Below are 15,495 nucleotides of genomic sequence, written 5' to 3' on the forward strand. Positions count from 1 at the left end.
CGGGTAGCCTCCCACCGTGCCGATGACCGACGGCGAACACCTCACCCTCGCGGACCTCGCGCAGGTCCTCGGCACCCGTTTCCCCGGTGCGGCCCCCGCGGGGCCGGCGACCACCGTCCGCGGGGTCACCCTGGACTCCCGCCGGGTCGGGCCCGGGGACCTCTACGCCGCGCTGCCCGGGGCCAACGTGCACGGGGCCCGCTTCAGCGACCAGGCCGCCCGCGCGGGGGCCGTGGCGATCCTCACCGACCCCGCCGGCCGCGAGACCGCGGACGCCACGGGTCTGCCCGTGCTCGTCGTCCCGGACCCGCGCGCCGTCCTCGGCGACCTCGCCGCCCGCGTCTTCGGCCGTCCCGGGGACGCGCTGACGACCTTCGGGGTCACGGGCACCAACGGCAAGACCACGACGGCCTACCTCGTGGAGTCCCTGCTGCGCTGGGCCGGCTGGACGACGGGCCTGCTCGGCACCGTCGAGACCCGCATCGCCGGCGAGCGCGTCAGCAGCGTCCGCACCACCCCCGAGGCACCCGACCTGCACGCCCTGCTCGCCCGGATGGTCACCGCCGGGGTCCGCGGCTGCGCCCTCGAGGTCTCCTCGCACGCCCTGGCCCTGCACCGCGTCGACGGTCTCGTCCTCGACGTCGCCGCGTTCACGAACCTGTCCCAGGACCACCTGGACTTCCACGGCTCGATGCAGGAGTACTTCGAGGCCAAGGCGCGGCTGTTCACCCCGGCCCACTCCCGCCGCGGTGTCGTCTGGACCGGCGACGAGCGCGACGGGTGGGGGGCGCGGCTCGTCGAGCGCGCGAGCGTGCCCGTCGAGACCGTCGGCCCCGCGGGGGACTGGCGCGTCGGCGACGTCACGACCGAGCGCGCCCGCAGCACGTTCCGGCTCACCGGCCCCGACGGCGTCGAGCTGCGCCTGACCTGCCCGCTGCCGGGGGACTTCAACGTCGCCAACGCCGCGCTGGCCGCCGTCAGCGCGCTGCGCCTGGGGCTGGACCCCGAGACCGTGGAGCGGGGGACGGCCGCGGCCGAGGGCGTCCCGGGCCGCATGCAGCCCGTCGTCCACGACGGCGCCCCCCTCGTCGTGGTCGACTACGCGCACACCCCCGACGCCCTGGAGCGGGTGCTGACGACGCTGCGCGGCATCACCCCGGGCCGCCTCGTCGCCGTCGTCGGCGCCGGCGGGGACCGCGACCGCGGCAAGCGCCCGCTCATGGGGGCCGCCGTCGCGGCGGGCGCCGACGTCGCCGTCGTCACCGACGACAACCCGCGCTCGGAGGACCCCGCGGCGATCCGCGCCGCCGTCCTCGACGGGACGCGCGGGGGCACCGCCGAGGTGCTGGAGGTCGCCGACCGCCGGGCGGCGGTCGAGGCGGCGCTGGAACGGTGCACGAGCGCGCAGGACACCGTCCTGCTGGCCGGCAAGGGGCACGAGACGGGGCAGGAGACCGCCGGGGTGGTGGTTCCCTTCGACGACCGCGAGGTCGCCGCCGCCGCCCTCGGACGATGGGTCGCGGCGCACGCCGCGCGAGGAGGTACGCAGTGATCGCCCTGACGGCGGCGGAGGTGGCGGACCTGGCCGGTGGCCGGGTCCACGCCGGGCCCGCCACGGCCCGCGTGGAGGGCCCGGTCGTCATCGACTCCCGGGCCGCCTCCCCGGGTTCGCTGTTCGTCGCCCTGGCGGGCGAGCGCGTCGACGGTGCGGACTACGCCGCCGTCGCCGTGGGCGCCGGTGCGAGCGCCGTGCTGGCCGAGCGCGCGGTCGAGCTGCCCGACGGCGCCGCGCTCGTCCTCGTCGACGACGTCGTCGCCGCTCTCGGCCGGCTGGCCGCGGGCGTGCTGGACCGCTTGCGCAGGACCGGGTCCGGGCCCCTCGTCGTGGGGGTCACCGGCTCGCAGGGCAAGACGACGACCAAGGACCTGCTGGCCCAGGTGCTGCCCGGCCCGGTCGTCGCCCCGCAGGGCAGCTTCAACAACGAGATCGGCGCGCCCCTCACGGTCCTGCGCGCCGACGCCGCCACGCGCAGCCTCGTCGTGGAGATGGGGGCGCGCGGGATCGGCCACATCGCCGCGCTGTGCCGCACCGCCCGCCCCGACGTCGGCGTCGAGCTCGTCGTCGGCGCGGCCCACGCGGGGGAGTTCGGTTCCCTGGAGGCGACCGCGCAGGCCAAGGGCGAACTCGTCGAGGCCCTGCCCGCCGACGGCCTGGCCGTCCTGAACGCCGACGACGAGCGGGTCGCCGCCATGGCCTCGCGCACCCGCGCCCGCGTCCTGACCTTCGGGCGCAGCGCCCACGCCGACGTGCGCGCGGCCGACGTCGTCCTCGACGAGCAGGCCCGCGCCGGTTTCCGCCTGGAGTTCGCCGGGGCCGGCGCCGAGGTCCGGCTGCGGCTGCACGGCGAGCACCAGGTGACCAACGCCCTGGCCGCCGCCGCCGTCGCCCTCGGGACCGGCAGCCCCCTGACCGACGTGGCGCGGGCGCTGTCCGCCGCGCAGGTCGCCAGCCCCGGACGCATGCAGGTCGTCGAGCGCGCCGACGGCGTCACGGTCGTCCACGACGCCTACAACGCCAACCCCGACTCGATGCGCGCCGCGCTCAAGGCCCTCGTCGGGATGGCCTCCTCCGGCGGCCGGGAACGGCGCACCTGGGCCGTGCTGGGGGAGATGCTCGAGCTCGGGCCCGCCTCTCGCGACGAGCACGACGTCCTGGGCCGCACCGTCGTCCGCCTCGACGTCGACCAGCTCCTCGTCGTCGGCCGGGGCGCCCGGCCGATCTACACCGGGGCCGTCATGGAGGGTTCGTGGGGCGAGGAGGCCGCGTTCGCCGACGACGTCGACGCCGCCCTGGAGTTCCTGACCCCCCGGCTGCGCCCCGGGGACGTGGTCCTGGTGAAGTCGTCCAACGGCGCGGGCCTGGGACGGCTCGCCGAAACCCTGATCAGTGCGGAGGCGTCACAGACGTGAGGACCGTCCTCATCGCGGGAGCGTTCTCGCTCGTCGTCTCGCTCTTCGGGACACCGCTGTACATCCGCTGGCTCGTGCACCGCAAGTACGGGCAGTTCGTCCGCGACGACGGGCCCACGACGCACCACACCAAGCGCGGCACGCCCACCATGGGCGGGGTCGTCATCATCCTCGCGTCGTTGCTCGCCTACGGCGCCGCGCACCTGTTCACCGGCTGGACGCCGTCCGCCTCGGGCCTGCTGGCGCTCGGCCTCATGACGGGGCTGGGGGTCGTCGGCTTCCTCGACGACTTCCTGAAGATCTCCAAGCAGCGCAGCCTCGGGCTGACCGCGCGGGCCAAGCTCATCGGCCAGGGCCTGGTCGGGATCGCCTTCGCCGTGCTGGCCCTGCAGTTCCCCTCCCAGGCCCGCGGGCACGCCACGCCCGCCTCGACGCACATCTCGATCCTGCGCGACACCCAGCTCGACCTCGCCTGGTTCGGCGCCCTCGGCGGCACCATCGCCTTCGTCGTGTGGGTGCTCGTCATCACCTCCGCGGTGAGCAACGGCGTCAACCTCACCGACGGCCTCGACGGCCTGGCCACCGGCGCGACGACCCTGGTCCTGGCCGCCTACGTCCTCATCTGCACCTTCCAGTCCAACCAGAGCTGCTGGACGCTGAAGGAGGTCGAGGCCCGCTGCTACGAGGTCCGCGACCCCCGCGACCTCGCCGTCGTGGCGGCGGCCGTCATGGGCGCCTGCTTCGGGTTCCTGTGGTGGAACGCCAGCCCGGCGAAGATCTTCATGGGCGACACCGGGTCCCTGGCCCTCGGCGGCGCGCTCGCGGGCCTGGCCATCCTGTCCCGCACCCAGATCCTGCTCGTCCTGCTCGGCGGCCTGTTCGTCATCATCACGCTGTCCGTGATCCTGCAGGTCGGCAGCTTCAAGCTCACGGGCAGGCGGATCTTCCGGATGGCACCCCTGCAGCACCACTTCGAGCTCGCCGGCTGGGGCGAGGTCACCATCGTCATCCGGTTCTGGATCATCGCCGGGTTGTTCGTCTCCCTCGGCCTCGGGGTGTTCTACGCGCAGTGGGTGACCAGCCAGTGAGCGAGGAGCGGCGCGTCGACGCCTGGACGCAGGGAACACGCCGACGGAGTCGCTGCGTGGTCCCGGAGGAAGGCGTCGACACGGGCGCCGCGACCGAGCGAACGGAGGTGATCAGCCAGTGACGATCTTCGACTCCTGGCTCGGCAACCCGAACCCCCGCGCCGACGACACCGACCGCGTCCGCGAGCTGCGCCACCTCACCTCCCGCTGGAGCGGGTTGCGCACCCTCGTCACGGGCATCGGCCTGTCCGGCTTCGCCGCGGCCGACGCCCTGCTCGAGGTCGGCGCCGAGGTCGTCGTCGTCGACTCCGCGACGGGGGAGTCCCAGCGCGAGAAGGCCCAGCTGCTCGAGGTCCTCGGCGCGAGCGTCCACCTCGGCCCCGAGCACGTCACCGAGCCCCCCGCCCCCTGGGACGCCTTCGACCTCGTCGTCACCTCCCCCGGCTGGCACCCCGACGCCCCGCTGCTCGTGTCCGCGGCCCTGGCCGGGGTCCCCGTGTGGGGCGACGTCGAACTGGCCTGGCGGATGCGTCCGCAGACCGGGGCCGCGCCCTGGCTGACGCTGACCGGGACGAACGGCAAGACGACCGTCGTGGAGATGCTCGCCTCGATGCTGCGCGCCGCCGGGTTGCGCGCCACCAGCGCGGGCAACGTCGGCACCCCGCTCGTGGAGGCGCTGCGCCACCCGCACGCCTACGAGGTCCTCGCCGTGGAACTGTCCAGCTACCAGCTGCACTGGCTGTCCACGGACCTGGAGAACTCCCTGCGCCCGCGCGCGGCCGCGGTGCTGAACATCGCCCCCGACCACCTCGACTGGCACGGCTCACCCGAGGCGTACGCGCTGGCCAAGGGCAGGATCTACCGCAACACCGAGATCGCCTGCGTCTACAACGCCGCCGACCCCGTCACCGAGGACCTCGTCCGCGAGGCCGACGTGGTCGAGGGCGCCCGCGCCGTCGGGTTCACCCGCGCCGCACCGGGTCTGTCGATGCTCGGCCTGGTCGAGGACGTCCTGTGCGACCGGGCGTTCGTGGAGAACCGGCGCTCGCACGCCGCGGAGCTGTGCTCGCTGAAGGACCTGCGGCCCGAGGGGTCCACCGACCCCGTCCCCCCGCACACGGTCGAGAACGTCCTGGCCGCCGCGGCGCTGGCCCGTGCGCACGGCGTCCCGCCCGTCGCGGTCCGCAACGGCGTCGTGGGGTTCACCCCGGCCCCGCACCGCGTGGCGACGGTCGCCGACCCCGCGAGCACCGGGGGCGTGCGCTACGTCGACGACTCCAAGGCGACGAACGCCCACGCCGCGAACGCCTCGCTGGCCACGTTCGAGCACGTCGTGTGGATCGCCGGCGGCGACGCCAAGGGCGCCTCCTTCGACGACCTCGTGAGCACCCACGCCGGGCGGCTGCGCGCGGCCGTGCTCATCGGCCGCGACCGCGACCTCGTCGCGGACGCGCTGCGGCGACACGCACCCGAGGTCCCCGTGGTCGTGGTGGACCTCCCGCAGGATGGCACCGTGAGCGACCTCATGGACTCCGTCGTGGCGCGCGCCGCCGACCTCGCGCAGCCCGGGGACACCGTGCTGCTCGCGCCGGCCTGCGCGTCGTGGGACCAGTTCCGCTCGTACGGTCACCGCGGCGACGAGTTCGCCGCGGCCGTGACCCGACGGTTCGGCCGGGGGTCCTGAGGTGGCGGTCGAGAGCACGCGGGCCCGCCCCGTCAACTGGCGCCGCCCGGCGTGGCTGGACGCCGTGGGGGAGTGGTTCCGGGACCGCACGAAGCTCCTGGACTCCCCGCTGGCGACGCACCACGTCCTGCTCGGCGCGACGTCGGTGCTGGTGGTCATCGGGCTCGTCATGGTGCTGTCCAGCTCCAGCGTCGAGGCGCTGACCGAGTACGGCTCGCCCTACGCCATCTTCAAGAAGCAGGCGCTGTTCGCGGTGTTCGGCGCGCTCGTCCTGGCCGTGGCCAGCCGGGTCCCGGCCCGGACCTGGCAGCGGCTGGCCGTCCCGGCGCTGTTCGCCTCCGCCGCCTTCCAGCTGCTCGTCTTCGTCCCGCACGTGGGCAAGGTCGTCAACGGCAACCGGAACTGGATCGTCGTCGGCCCGTTGTCCGCCCAGCCGTCCGAGGCGGCGAAGATCACCCTCGTGCTGGCCCTGGCGCTGGCGCTCACCCGTCGCCGCGAGGTGCTGCACGAGCCCGCGAAGCTCCTCGGGGCGCTCCTCGCCCCGGTCGGTCTGACGATCGGCGTGGTGCTGCTCACCAAGGACCTCGGCACCGCGCTCATCATGATGGCCGTCGTCGTCGTGATGCTCTGGGTCGCGGGGATCCCGGGCCGGTGGTTCCTGCTGGCCGGGGGTGGCGCGGCGTTCGTCGCCTTCCTGGCCGTCGTCACCAGCGACAACCGCATGGGCCGCGTCGAGGACTGGCTGTCCGGGACGAGCGACAGCGCCACCGCCATCCAGGGTCTGCAGTGGCAGCCGGTCCAGGGCAAGTACGCCCTGGCCTCCGGCGGGTGGTGGGGCCTGGGCCTCGGCGCCAGCCGGGAGAAGTGGTCGTGGTTGCCCGAGGCCCACAACGACTTCATCTTCGCGATCATCGGCGAGGAGCTCGGGCTGCCCGGGACGCTGACGATCCTCGTGCTGTTCGCCGTGGTGGCTCTGATGGTCATGCGCCTCGTGAAGCGCTCGGAGGACCTGTACACCAAGCTCGCGGTCTCCGGGATCGGTGCGTGGATCCTGGTCCAGGCGGTCGTGAACGTGGGCGTCGTCCTCAGCCTGTTCCCCGTCATCGGCGTGCCCCTCCCGCTCATCTCCGCGGGGGGTTCGGCCCTGGTGCTGACGCTGCTGGGGATCGGGATCCTGCTGTCCTTCGCGCGCGCCGAACCCGGTGCGCCCGAGGCGATCCGTGCGCGCGAGTCCGTCGTCGCGAGGTCCCTGGCGGTCCTGCCGCAGCGCCGCACCGCCCAGGGGAGCGCCCGGGGGGCCGCCCGCACCCGAACGACGAAGGGCCACCGGTGAACGTCCTGCTCGCCGGCGGTGGGTCCACGGGGCACGTCGCCCCGCTGCTGGCCACCGCCGACCGCCTGCGCCTGCGCGACCCGCGGGCCGGGATCCTCGTGCTCGGCACCGCCGAGGGACTGGAGTCCCGGCTCGTCCCGCAGCGCGGCTACGACCTCGCGGTCGTCCCGCGGGTCCCGCTGCCCCGCAAGCCGTCGGGTGACCTGCTGCGGCTGCCGGGCCGGCTGCGCGCCGCCGTCGCCGGCGCCGCGCGGGCCATCCGGGACGTGCGGGCTGACGTCGTCGTCGGGTACGGCGGGTACGTCGCCGTCCCGGCCTACCTCGCCGCACGCCGCGCCGGGGTGCCGATCGTGGTGCACGAGCAGAACGCGCTGCCCGGCATCGCGAACCGGCTCGGAGCGCGCTGGGCCGCCAGCACGGCCGTCACGTTCCCCGGGACGCCGCTGCCGCGCGCCGTGCACACGGGCATGCCGCTGCGCTCGGAGGTGGTCGCCCTCGCGGCCGCCGCCGACCGGGACGCGCTGCGCCGCACCGCCCGCGCCGAGCTGGGCCTCGACCCCGACACGCCGACCCTGCTCGTGACGGGCGGGTCCCTGGGGGCCCAGCGCGTCAACGACGTCCTCGGCGCCTGCGCGGGCGACCTGCTGGCCGCGGGGTTCCAGGTCCTGCACGCCTGCGGGCGGGGCAAGTCCGTGCCGCTGGCCGCCGACGTCGACACCTCCCGCTACGTCGTGCGCGAGTACCTCGACGGCATGGACACCGCCTACGCCGCCGCCGACCTCGTCGTCGGTCGCAGCGGGGCCGGCACGGTGAGCGAGCTGACGGCCGTCGGCCTGCCCGGCGTCTACGTGCCGCTGCCCATCGGCAACGGCGAGCAGCGCCGCAACGCCGAGTCGGTCGTCGCCGCCGGCGGGGGAGTCCTCGTGGCCGACGCCGACCTCGACGTCGCCTTCGTCCGCTCCCGCGTCCTGCCGCTGCTGTCCGACCCCGCCGCCCTGGCGCGGGCGGCCACCGCCGCCGCCGGTTTCGGGGTCCACGACGGCGACGAGCGCCTCGCCGACCTCGTCGAGGCGGCGGCCCGGTGAGCGCCCTGGCCGACCTCGGACGCGTGCACCTCCTGGGGCTCGGGGGCGTCGGGGTGTCCGGCGTCGCCCGGCTGCTCGCCGCGCGCGGCGTCCCCGTCTCGGGGACCGACGCCGTCGACTCCCCGACGCTGCAGCGGCTCGCCGACCTCGGCATCCGCACGTTCGTCGGTCACGACGCCGCCAACCTCGCCGGCCTCGGCGCGGGGGACACCCTCGTCGTGAGCTCGGCGGTGCGGGCCACCAACCCCGAGCTCGTCGCCGCCCGCGAGCGCGGCCTGCGCGTGCTGCACCGCTCGCAGGCGCTCGCCGCCCTCATGGACGGCCGGCCGGGCGTCGCGGTCGCGGGCACCCACGGCAAGACGACGACGACCTCCATGCTCGCCGTCGCGCTCGTGGCCGCGGGCCTCGACCCGTCGTACGCGATCGGCGGGGAGCTGACCGGCGGGAGCGACGGCGGCGCGCGGGACGGGTCCGGCCCCTTCGTCGCCGAGGCCGACGAGTCCGACGGCTCCTTCCGCGAGTACGCCCCCGTCGTCGACGTGGTGACCAACGTCGAACCCGACCACCTCGACCACTACGGCACGGCCGAGAACTACGCCGCCGCCTTCGAGGAGTTCCTGGGCCGGCTGCGGCCCGGAGGACTGCTGGTGGCCTGCGCCGACGACCCCGGGTCGGCCGCGCTGGCGGCCTCGGCGCGTGCGCGGGGGGTCCGCGTCCGCACGTACGGGACGTCCGCGGCGGCCGACGTCCGGCTGGGCGAGGTCCGGCTCGGCGTGAACCCCAGCGCCGTCCTCACCGACGGCGACGTCTCCCGCGAGCTGCGCCTGGCCGTCCCCGGGGAGCACAACCTGCGCAACGCCGCGGCGGCCTACTGCGCCGCCGTGGAGCTGGGGGCCGACCCGGTCGCGGTGCTCGAGGGCCTGGCCCGCTTCGGCGGGGCCCGCCGCCGCTTCGAGCTCAAGGGCGAGGCCGCGGGCGTCCGGGTCGTCGACGACTACTCCCACCACCCCACGGAGGTCGAGGCGCTGCTGCGCGCCGCCCGTCCCGTCGCGGGGGAGGGCCGGGTCGTCGTGGTCTTCCAGCCGCACCTGGTGAGCCGCACGAGGACCTTCGCGGTGGAGTTCGGCCGGGCCCTGGGGCTGGCCGACGAGGTCGTCGTCCTCGACGTCTACGTGGCCCGCGAGGACCCCGACCCCGCCGTCACCGGGGCCCTGGTGGCCGACGCGGTCCCGTTGCCGCCCGGGCACGTCCGGTTCCTGCCCGAGTTCGACGCGGCCGCCGGGGTGTTGGCCGGGATCGTGCGGCCCGGTGACCTGCTGCTGACCGTGGGGGCCGGGGACGTCACGACCGTCGGCCCGCGGGTCCTCGACCTGCTGGCCGGGCGCTGATGGCCCGCCCGACGCGGCCCCGGCAGCCCCCGGCACCGGTGACCCCGCCCGAGCCGAAGGTCACCGGCACGCCGCAGCGGCGCCGGGCCGTGCGCGCGGCCGGCGACCCCCTGCCCCGGCCGCAACGTCCCCAGGGCCCCCACCGCGCGCCGCGGGCCCGGCCCGCCACGACCCCGCGCCCGGCGGGACGTCCGCCGGTCGCCGACCTCGCCGGTGCCCGCCGCGCCCGGCGCTGGCGCCCGGGGCGACGCGCCGCGGCGGTGCTGGCCGCTCTCGCCGTGCTCGTCGCGGCGACCGGGTGGCTGCTGCTCGCCTCGCCCTGGCTGCGGGTCACCACGATCCGCACGAGCGGGCTGGAGCGCACGGACAGCGCTGCGGTGCAACGGGTCGTGGACCGCGAGGAGGGCGTCCCGTTGGCGCGGGTCGGCACCCGCTCGCTCGCGTCGCAGCTCGAGGCCCTGCCCCTGGTCGAGAGCGTCGACGTGAGCCGGTCCTGGCCCTCGACGCTCGTGGTGAGCGTGCACGAGCGGCAGGCCGTGGCGGCCGTCCCCTCCACGGCCGGGGGTGTCGACCTGGTCGACGGCCACGGCAACGTCCTCGTGCACGAGGACCGGGCCCCGTCGGGGGTCCCCACGCTGGACGTCGACGTGGCCAGCGCCGGTGCCGCCGCGCTGCAGGCCGCGATCGCCGTGAACGCCACGTTGTCGACGCAGGTGCGTGCCGAGGTGTCGTCCATCTCGGCGACGGGTCCCGACGCCGTGACGCTGCACCTGGCCGAGGGTCCGACCGTCGTGTGGGGCGACGACAGCCGCCCGGAGCGCAAGGCCGAGGTGCTCGTGCGGATGCTCGCGGACGCGCAGGTGGCGTCGGCGAAGTCCCTCGACGTCTCGGCGCCGGACGCCCCCGCCGTCACGCCCTGACCGGCGACGTCCGACCCGTCCTTCTCTCGACTCTTCGTGCTGTTCTGATCACTCAGAGCGATTCGTGGCTCAGATCACCCGTCCGCGCAGGGTGTTGGCGCGACACGCCGGGGCGTCGGTTGCAGTCGACCCGTTCCGGTCCCTACGGTCACCTCCCAGATGGAAGTGACATAACGTTGACCCTCTACCTGAGGGTCAGGGTTTGGTCCCACAGCACGGACAGATCAGGCGAAAGAGGCGAGAGGCAACCACCGTGGCAGCTCCGCAGAACTACCTAGCGGTCATCAAGGTCGTCGGCGTCGGCGGCGGTGGTGTGAACGCGGTCAACCGGATGATCGAGGTCGGCCTCAAGGGCGTCGAGTTCATCGCCGTCAACACCGACGCGCAGGCGCTCCTGATGTCGGACGCCGACGTCAAGCTCGACGTCGGCCGCGAACTCACCCGCGGCCTCGGCGCCGGCGCGGACCCCGAGGTCGGCCGCAAGGCCGCCGAGGACCACGCCGAGGAGATCGAGGAGGTGCTCAAGGGCGCCGACATGGTCTTCGTCACCGCCGGCGAGGGTGGCGGCACCGGGACCGGCGGCGCGCCCGTCGTGGCCCGCATCGCCCGCGGGCTCGGCGCCCTGACCATCGGCGTCGTGACCCGTCCCTTCGTCTTCGAGGGCCGCCGCCGCGCGAACTCCGCCGAGAGCGGCATCGCCGAGCTGCGCGACGAGGTCGACACCCTCATCGTCATCCCCAACGACCGACTGCTGTCGATCTCCGACCGGCAGGTCAGCATCCTCGACGCCTTCAAGTCGGCCGACCAGGTCCTGCTGTCCGGCGTCCAGGGCATCACCGACCTCATCACCACCCCGGGTCTGATCAACCTCGACTTCGCGGACGTGAAGTCGGTCATGCAGGGCGCCGGTTCGGCCCTCATGGGCATCGGCTCGGCCCGCGGCGACGACCGGGCCATCCACGCCGCCGAGTCCGCGGTCAACTCCCCGCTGCTCGAGGCCAGCATCGACGGCGCCCACGGCGTCCTGCTGTCCATCCAGGGCGGGTCCGACCTGGGTCTGTACGAGATCAACGAGGCCGCGCGGCTGGTCCAGGAGGCCGCCCACCCCGAGGCGAACATCATCTTCGGGACGGTCATCGACGACGCCCTCGGCGACGAGGTGCGCGTCACCGTCATCGCCGCCGGCTTCGACGCCGGCACCCCGAAGGCGCGCCGCGACGAGCGGGCCCTGGGCCAGGTCTCCGGCCGCCCCGTCCCCGCCAGCGCCGTGCCCCCGCGCACGACGCGCCCGGCGGCCCCGGAGCAGCCCGCGGCCCAGGCGCCGGCCCCGCAGCCGCAGTACACCCCGCAGCCGCAGTACGCGCCGCAGCCGCAGACCCAGCAGCCCGCCCCGGCCTACCAGCCGGCGCCGCAGCCGCAGTACGCCCAGCAGCAGTACGCCCCCCAGTCGGGGCAGCACGGCGCGCAGCCCAACGGCTCCGAGCAGCAGTACGCCCAGCAGCCGCCGCAGGTGGTCCCGACGCCGGACCCGGTCCAGGTGCCGCGCATCATCGAACTGCCCCAGGACGGCGCGGCCGTGCGCCGGCCGGGCCGTCCGCGCCCGGAGGAGGACGACCTCGACGTCCCCGACTTCCTCAAGTGAGGAACGCGGTCGAGACCAGGTGAGCACCTCCCGGTGAGCACGAGCACCGTCCCGCTGCTGGACGCCGGCCTGCCGGCCGGCGTCCGCGGCGGGTTCACCACCCGCGCCGGGGCCCCCGGCTCCGGCCCGTACGCGGGCCTCAACCTCGGCGACCACGTCGGCGACGACCCCTCCCGCGTGCAGGCCCACCGCGAGGCGTTGCGGCGCAGCGTCGGGGCCGACGCCCTCGTCGTCCCGCGCCAGGTCCACGGGGCCGACGTCGTCGAGGTCGTCAGCCCGCCCGCCCTCGTCCCCACCGCCGACGCCCTGTTCACCCGGGTGCCCGGCATCGCCGTCGCCGTCGTCGTCGCCGACTGCGTCCCCGTCCTGCTCGCCGACGTGCGGGCCGGGGTCGTCGGCGTCGCCCACGCCGGCCGTCCCGGTCTCGTCGCCGGCGTCGTGCCCGCGCTCGTGCGGGCCCTGCGGGCCGTCGGCGCCACCGACCTGGTCGCGGCCGTCGGGCCGTCCATCTGCGGCGCCTGCTACGAGGTGCCGCAGCAGATGGCCGAGGACGTCGCCACCGTCGTCCCGGCGGCGCGGGCCCGCACGCGGCGGGGCACCCCGGCGGTGGACGTCGCCGCCGGCGTCCTGGCCCAGCTCGCCGCCCTGCAGGTCCCGGCCCGCGACGCCACCCGGTGCACCGCCGAGCACGACGACCTCTTCTCCTACCGCCGCGACGGCTCCACGGGGCGCTCCGGCGGGGTCGTGGTGCTGGCGTGAACCGCCGGGAGGAGCTCGCCGCCGCCCTGGAGCGCACCCGCGCACGCATCGCCGCCGCCGCCCGCGAGGCCGGGCGCGACCCCGCCGGCACCACCCTCGTCGTCGTGACGAAGTTCTTCCCCGCCTCCGACGTCGCCGAGCTCGCCGGCCTCGGGGTGCGCGACGTGGGGGAGAGCCGGGACCAGGAGGCCTCGGCGAAGGCCGCCGAGCTCGCCGGGCGGGCTGACCTGCACTGGCACTTCATCGGCCAGGTGCAGACGAACAAGGCCCGTTCGCTGGCGCGGTACGCCGACACGGTGCACTCGGTGGACCGGGTCCGCCTCGTCCAGGCGCTGCAGGCGGGCGCGGAGCAGGCGGGCCGGGACCTGGACGTCTTCGTCCAGGTCGACCTCGCGCAGCGTGTGGGGCTCGACGCCGACGCCGGCCGCGGTGGCGCGACGGGTGAGGAGGTGTTCCGGGTCGCCGACGCCGTCGCGGCCTCGGCGGACCTGCGGCTGCGGGGCCTGATGGCCGTCGCCCCGCTCGGCGCCGAACCCCGTCGGGCGTTCGACGAGCTCGCCGCCCTGGCCGAGCGGCTGCGCCGCGACCACCCCCGCGCCGTCGAGCTGTCGGCCGGGATGAGCGGGGACCTGGAGGCCGCGGTCGCGGCCGGGACGACACACCTGCGTGTCGGCAGCGCCATCCTGGGCTCGCGCCCGCTCGCGCGGTAACGTCCGACTCGCTCGTCCTGCACGGGACGGGACCCGACGACAGCACGACCCCGAGGAGCCTGCGATGGCCGGCGCGCTGCGCAATGCGATGGTCTACCTCGGCCTCGCGGAGGACGACCGCTACGCCGAGGACGCCGAGGTCGAACAGACCCGTCCGCGGTCGGAGACCGCCCGCGAGGTGCGGCACGAGGCGCGGGAGCCGATCCGTCCCGAACCGCGCCTGGAGGTGCGGCACGACCCCCGTCCCGAGCCGGCGCCCGAGCGCCGCACCGCCCCCGCCGCGACCACGGCCCAGGTGACCCCGATCAGGAAGCAGGTGGCCCACGTGGTCTCCCAGACCTCCACTTCGTCGTCCTCCTCGGCGGCCGAGCTGCACCGGATCACCACGATCCACCCGCGCACCTACAACGAGGCGAAGATCATCGGTGAGTCCTTCCGCGAGGGCGTGCCGGTCATCATGAACCTCACGGACATGGACGACTCCGACGCCAAGCGGCTCGTCGACTTCTCCGCCGGTCTGGTCTTCGGCCTGCACGGGTCCATCGAGCGCGTCACCAACAAGGTCTTCCTGCTCTCGCCCCAGAACGTCGAGGTGGCGACGCAGGAGGAGGAGCGTCCGGTCGAGCGGACCTTCTTCAACCAGTCCTGAGCACTCAGCGTCATCAGGCAGGATGAAGTCGTGGCCGTGGTCTTCAAGCTCCTCGAAATCGTCGTCCTGCTCTTCTTCATCTGCCTGATCGGGCGTCTCGTCCTCGACTGGGTCCAGGCCCTGTCCCGCGAGTGGCGGCCGCGCGGCGTCGTGCTGGTGGTCGCCGAAGCCGTCTACACGGTGACGGACCCGCCGTTGAAGCTGCTGCGCAAGATCCTGCCCCCGCTGCGCCTGGGGGCGGTCCAGCTCGACCTCGCCTTCCTGGTCCTGGCGATCCTGTGCTCGATCCTCATGCCGACCTTCGACTCCCTGTCCCGCCAGGCCGCCCTGTCCGCCTGAGCCCGCGGCGGTGACGGCGGCGGCGGTGGCGCGGACGATCACGTCCGATACCGTTCGTAGAGGTTTCACGCCGTCCGCGAGGGCGGTCCATCGCCGCAGGGTCCGTCAGCAGAGGTGTTGAAGATGCCGCTCACTCCCGAAGACGTCGTCGAGAAGCGTTTCAACCCCACGCGGGTGCGTGAGGGGTACGCCCAGGACGAGGTCGACGACTTCCTCGACGAGGTCGTCGCCGAGCTGCGTCGCCTCAACGGCGAGAACGCCGAACTGCGCGGGCAGCTGAACCAGTGCCAGGCCCGGGTGGCCGAGCTCACGCGGGCCGGTGCCCAGGCGGTACCCGCCGAGGCCCCCTCCCTGGAGAAGGAACCGGAGCCCGAACCCGAGGTCGTCGTCGAGACGCCCGTCGAGCCGCAGCCCGAACCCGTCCTGGCCGCCGCGCCCGCCGAGGCCGCCGTGCCCCCGGTCGCCGGTGAGGACGGGGCTGCACGCGCCGCCGGGGTCATCGCCCTGGCCCAGCGCCTGCACGACGAGTACGTGCGCGAGGGGGAGTCGCAGCGCGACGCCCTCGTGCGGGCCGCCCAGGAGCAGGCCGAGCGGGTCGTGGCCGAGGCCGAGGCGCAGCGCGATCGCACCCTCGGCGACCTCGAGGGCCGCAAGAACCAGCTCGAGGGCGTCATCCACGAGCTCCACGGCCGGGAGACGGCCTACCGCGACCAGCTCGAGCACTTCATCGCGACCCAGCTCGAGGACCTGCGGCACCTGGCCCGCGTCGTCCCGGACGACGCCGTCACGCGCTGACCCCGGCCCGTTCCGGCCCGGCCGCCGTCCCCGAGGGGGCGGCGGCCGTCGTGCGTCCCGGGTGCGGTGCACCGCAGAGCTGCCGCGGGGTCGTCCCCCCACCCGGTCGGACGAATTTCGACAACTTTCTGTT

14 protein-coding genes are annotated in these 15,495 nt (G+C 75.1%); all 14 read left to right on the forward strand.

What is annotated here, in order from left to right; all coding sequences use genetic code 11:
• Positions 1-22: 22 nt before the first annotated feature.
• Entirely contained in the window at positions 23-1,552 is a 1,530-nt protein-coding gene (locus CLV37_RS06760; RefSeq protein WP_106208644.1) for a UDP-N-acetylmuramoyl-L-alanyl-D-glutamate--2,6-diaminopimelate ligase, read from the forward strand.
• The gene (locus CLV37_RS06765; protein ID WP_106208368.1) at positions 1,549-2,970 is read left to right on the forward strand and encodes a UDP-N-acetylmuramoyl-tripeptide--D-alanyl-D-alanine ligase; all 1,422 of its coding nucleotides are present in this window, start codon (positions 1,549-1,551) and stop codon (positions 2,968-2,970) included. The genes CLV37_RS06760 and CLV37_RS06765 overlap by 4 nt, the downstream gene beginning before the upstream one ends.
• Positions 2,967-4,058 carry a phospho-N-acetylmuramoyl-pentapeptide-transferase gene (gene mraY / locus CLV37_RS06770; RefSeq protein ID WP_106208370.1) on the forward strand — a complete coding sequence of 364 codons (1,092 nt, stop codon included), beginning with the start codon at positions 2,967-2,969 and terminating at the stop codon, positions 4,056-4,058. The genes CLV37_RS06765 and mraY overlap by 4 nt, the downstream gene beginning before the upstream one ends.
• Positions 4,059-4,176: 118 nt before the next feature.
• Complete coding sequence (gene murD, locus CLV37_RS06775; RefSeq protein WP_245885287.1) at positions 4,177-5,742, forward strand: UDP-N-acetylmuramoyl-L-alanine--D-glutamate ligase; 1,566 nt, start codon at positions 4,177-4,179, stop codon at positions 5,740-5,742.
• A gap of 1 nt (position 5,743) precedes the next feature.
• Positions 5,744-7,075, forward strand: a complete 1,332-nt coding sequence (gene ftsW, locus CLV37_RS06780; protein ID WP_106208372.1) for a putative lipid II flippase FtsW — start codon at positions 5,744-5,746, stop codon at positions 7,073-7,075.
• Positions 7,072-8,160: an undecaprenyldiphospho-muramoylpentapeptide beta-N-acetylglucosaminyltransferase gene (murG, locus tag CLV37_RS06785; RefSeq protein WP_106208374.1), complete on the forward strand. Its 1,089-nt coding sequence runs from the start codon at positions 7,072-7,074 to the stop codon at positions 8,158-8,160. The genes ftsW and murG overlap by 4 nt, the downstream gene beginning before the upstream one ends.
• Complete coding sequence (murC, locus tag CLV37_RS06790) at positions 8,157-9,548, forward strand: UDP-N-acetylmuramate--L-alanine ligase (RefSeq protein WP_106208376.1); 1,392 nt, start codon at positions 8,157-8,159, stop codon at positions 9,546-9,548. Before murG ends, murC begins: the two co-directional genes overlap by 4 nt.
• A gap of 38 nt (positions 9,549-9,586) precedes the next feature.
• A complete protein-coding gene (locus CLV37_RS06795; protein ID WP_170127087.1) occupies positions 9,587-10,468 on the forward strand; it encodes a cell division protein FtsQ/DivIB in 882 nt (293 codons plus the stop codon).
• Positions 10,469-10,721: 253 nt separating this feature from the next.
• A complete protein-coding gene (ftsZ, locus tag CLV37_RS06800; protein WP_106208380.1) occupies positions 10,722-12,110 on the forward strand; it encodes a cell division protein FtsZ in 1,389 nt (462 codons plus the stop codon).
• A gap of 33 nt (positions 12,111-12,143) precedes the next feature.
• Positions 12,144-12,869: a peptidoglycan editing factor PgeF gene (pgeF, locus tag CLV37_RS06805; RefSeq protein WP_106208382.1), complete on the forward strand. Its 726-nt coding sequence runs from the start codon at positions 12,144-12,146 to the stop codon at positions 12,867-12,869.
• Positions 12,866-13,579 (forward strand): YggS family pyridoxal phosphate-dependent enzyme, encoded by a 714-nt coding sequence (locus CLV37_RS06810; RefSeq protein ID WP_106208384.1) that lies wholly within the window; start codon positions 12,866-12,868, stop codon positions 13,577-13,579. Before pgeF ends, CLV37_RS06810 begins: the two co-directional genes overlap by 4 nt.
• 64 nt (positions 13,580-13,643) lie before the next feature.
• Positions 13,644-14,228 (forward strand): cell division protein SepF, encoded by a 585-nt coding sequence (locus CLV37_RS06815; protein ID WP_106208386.1) that lies wholly within the window; start codon positions 13,644-13,646, stop codon positions 14,226-14,228.
• 30 nt (positions 14,229-14,258) lie between these two features.
• A complete protein-coding gene (locus tag CLV37_RS06820; RefSeq protein WP_106208388.1) occupies positions 14,259-14,567 on the forward strand; it encodes a YggT family protein in 309 nt (102 codons plus the stop codon).
• A gap of 123 nt (positions 14,568-14,690) precedes the next feature.
• Positions 14,691-15,362: a DivIVA domain-containing protein gene (locus tag CLV37_RS28805; protein WP_106208390.1), complete on the forward strand. Its 672-nt coding sequence runs from the start codon at positions 14,691-14,693 to the stop codon at positions 15,360-15,362.
• Positions 15,363-15,495: the final 133 nt, after the last annotated feature.

This window comes from Kineococcus rhizosphaerae, assembly GCF_003002055.1.
Classification (GTDB): Bacteria; Actinomycetota; Actinomycetes; order Actinomycetales; family Kineococcaceae; genus Kineococcus; species Kineococcus rhizosphaerae.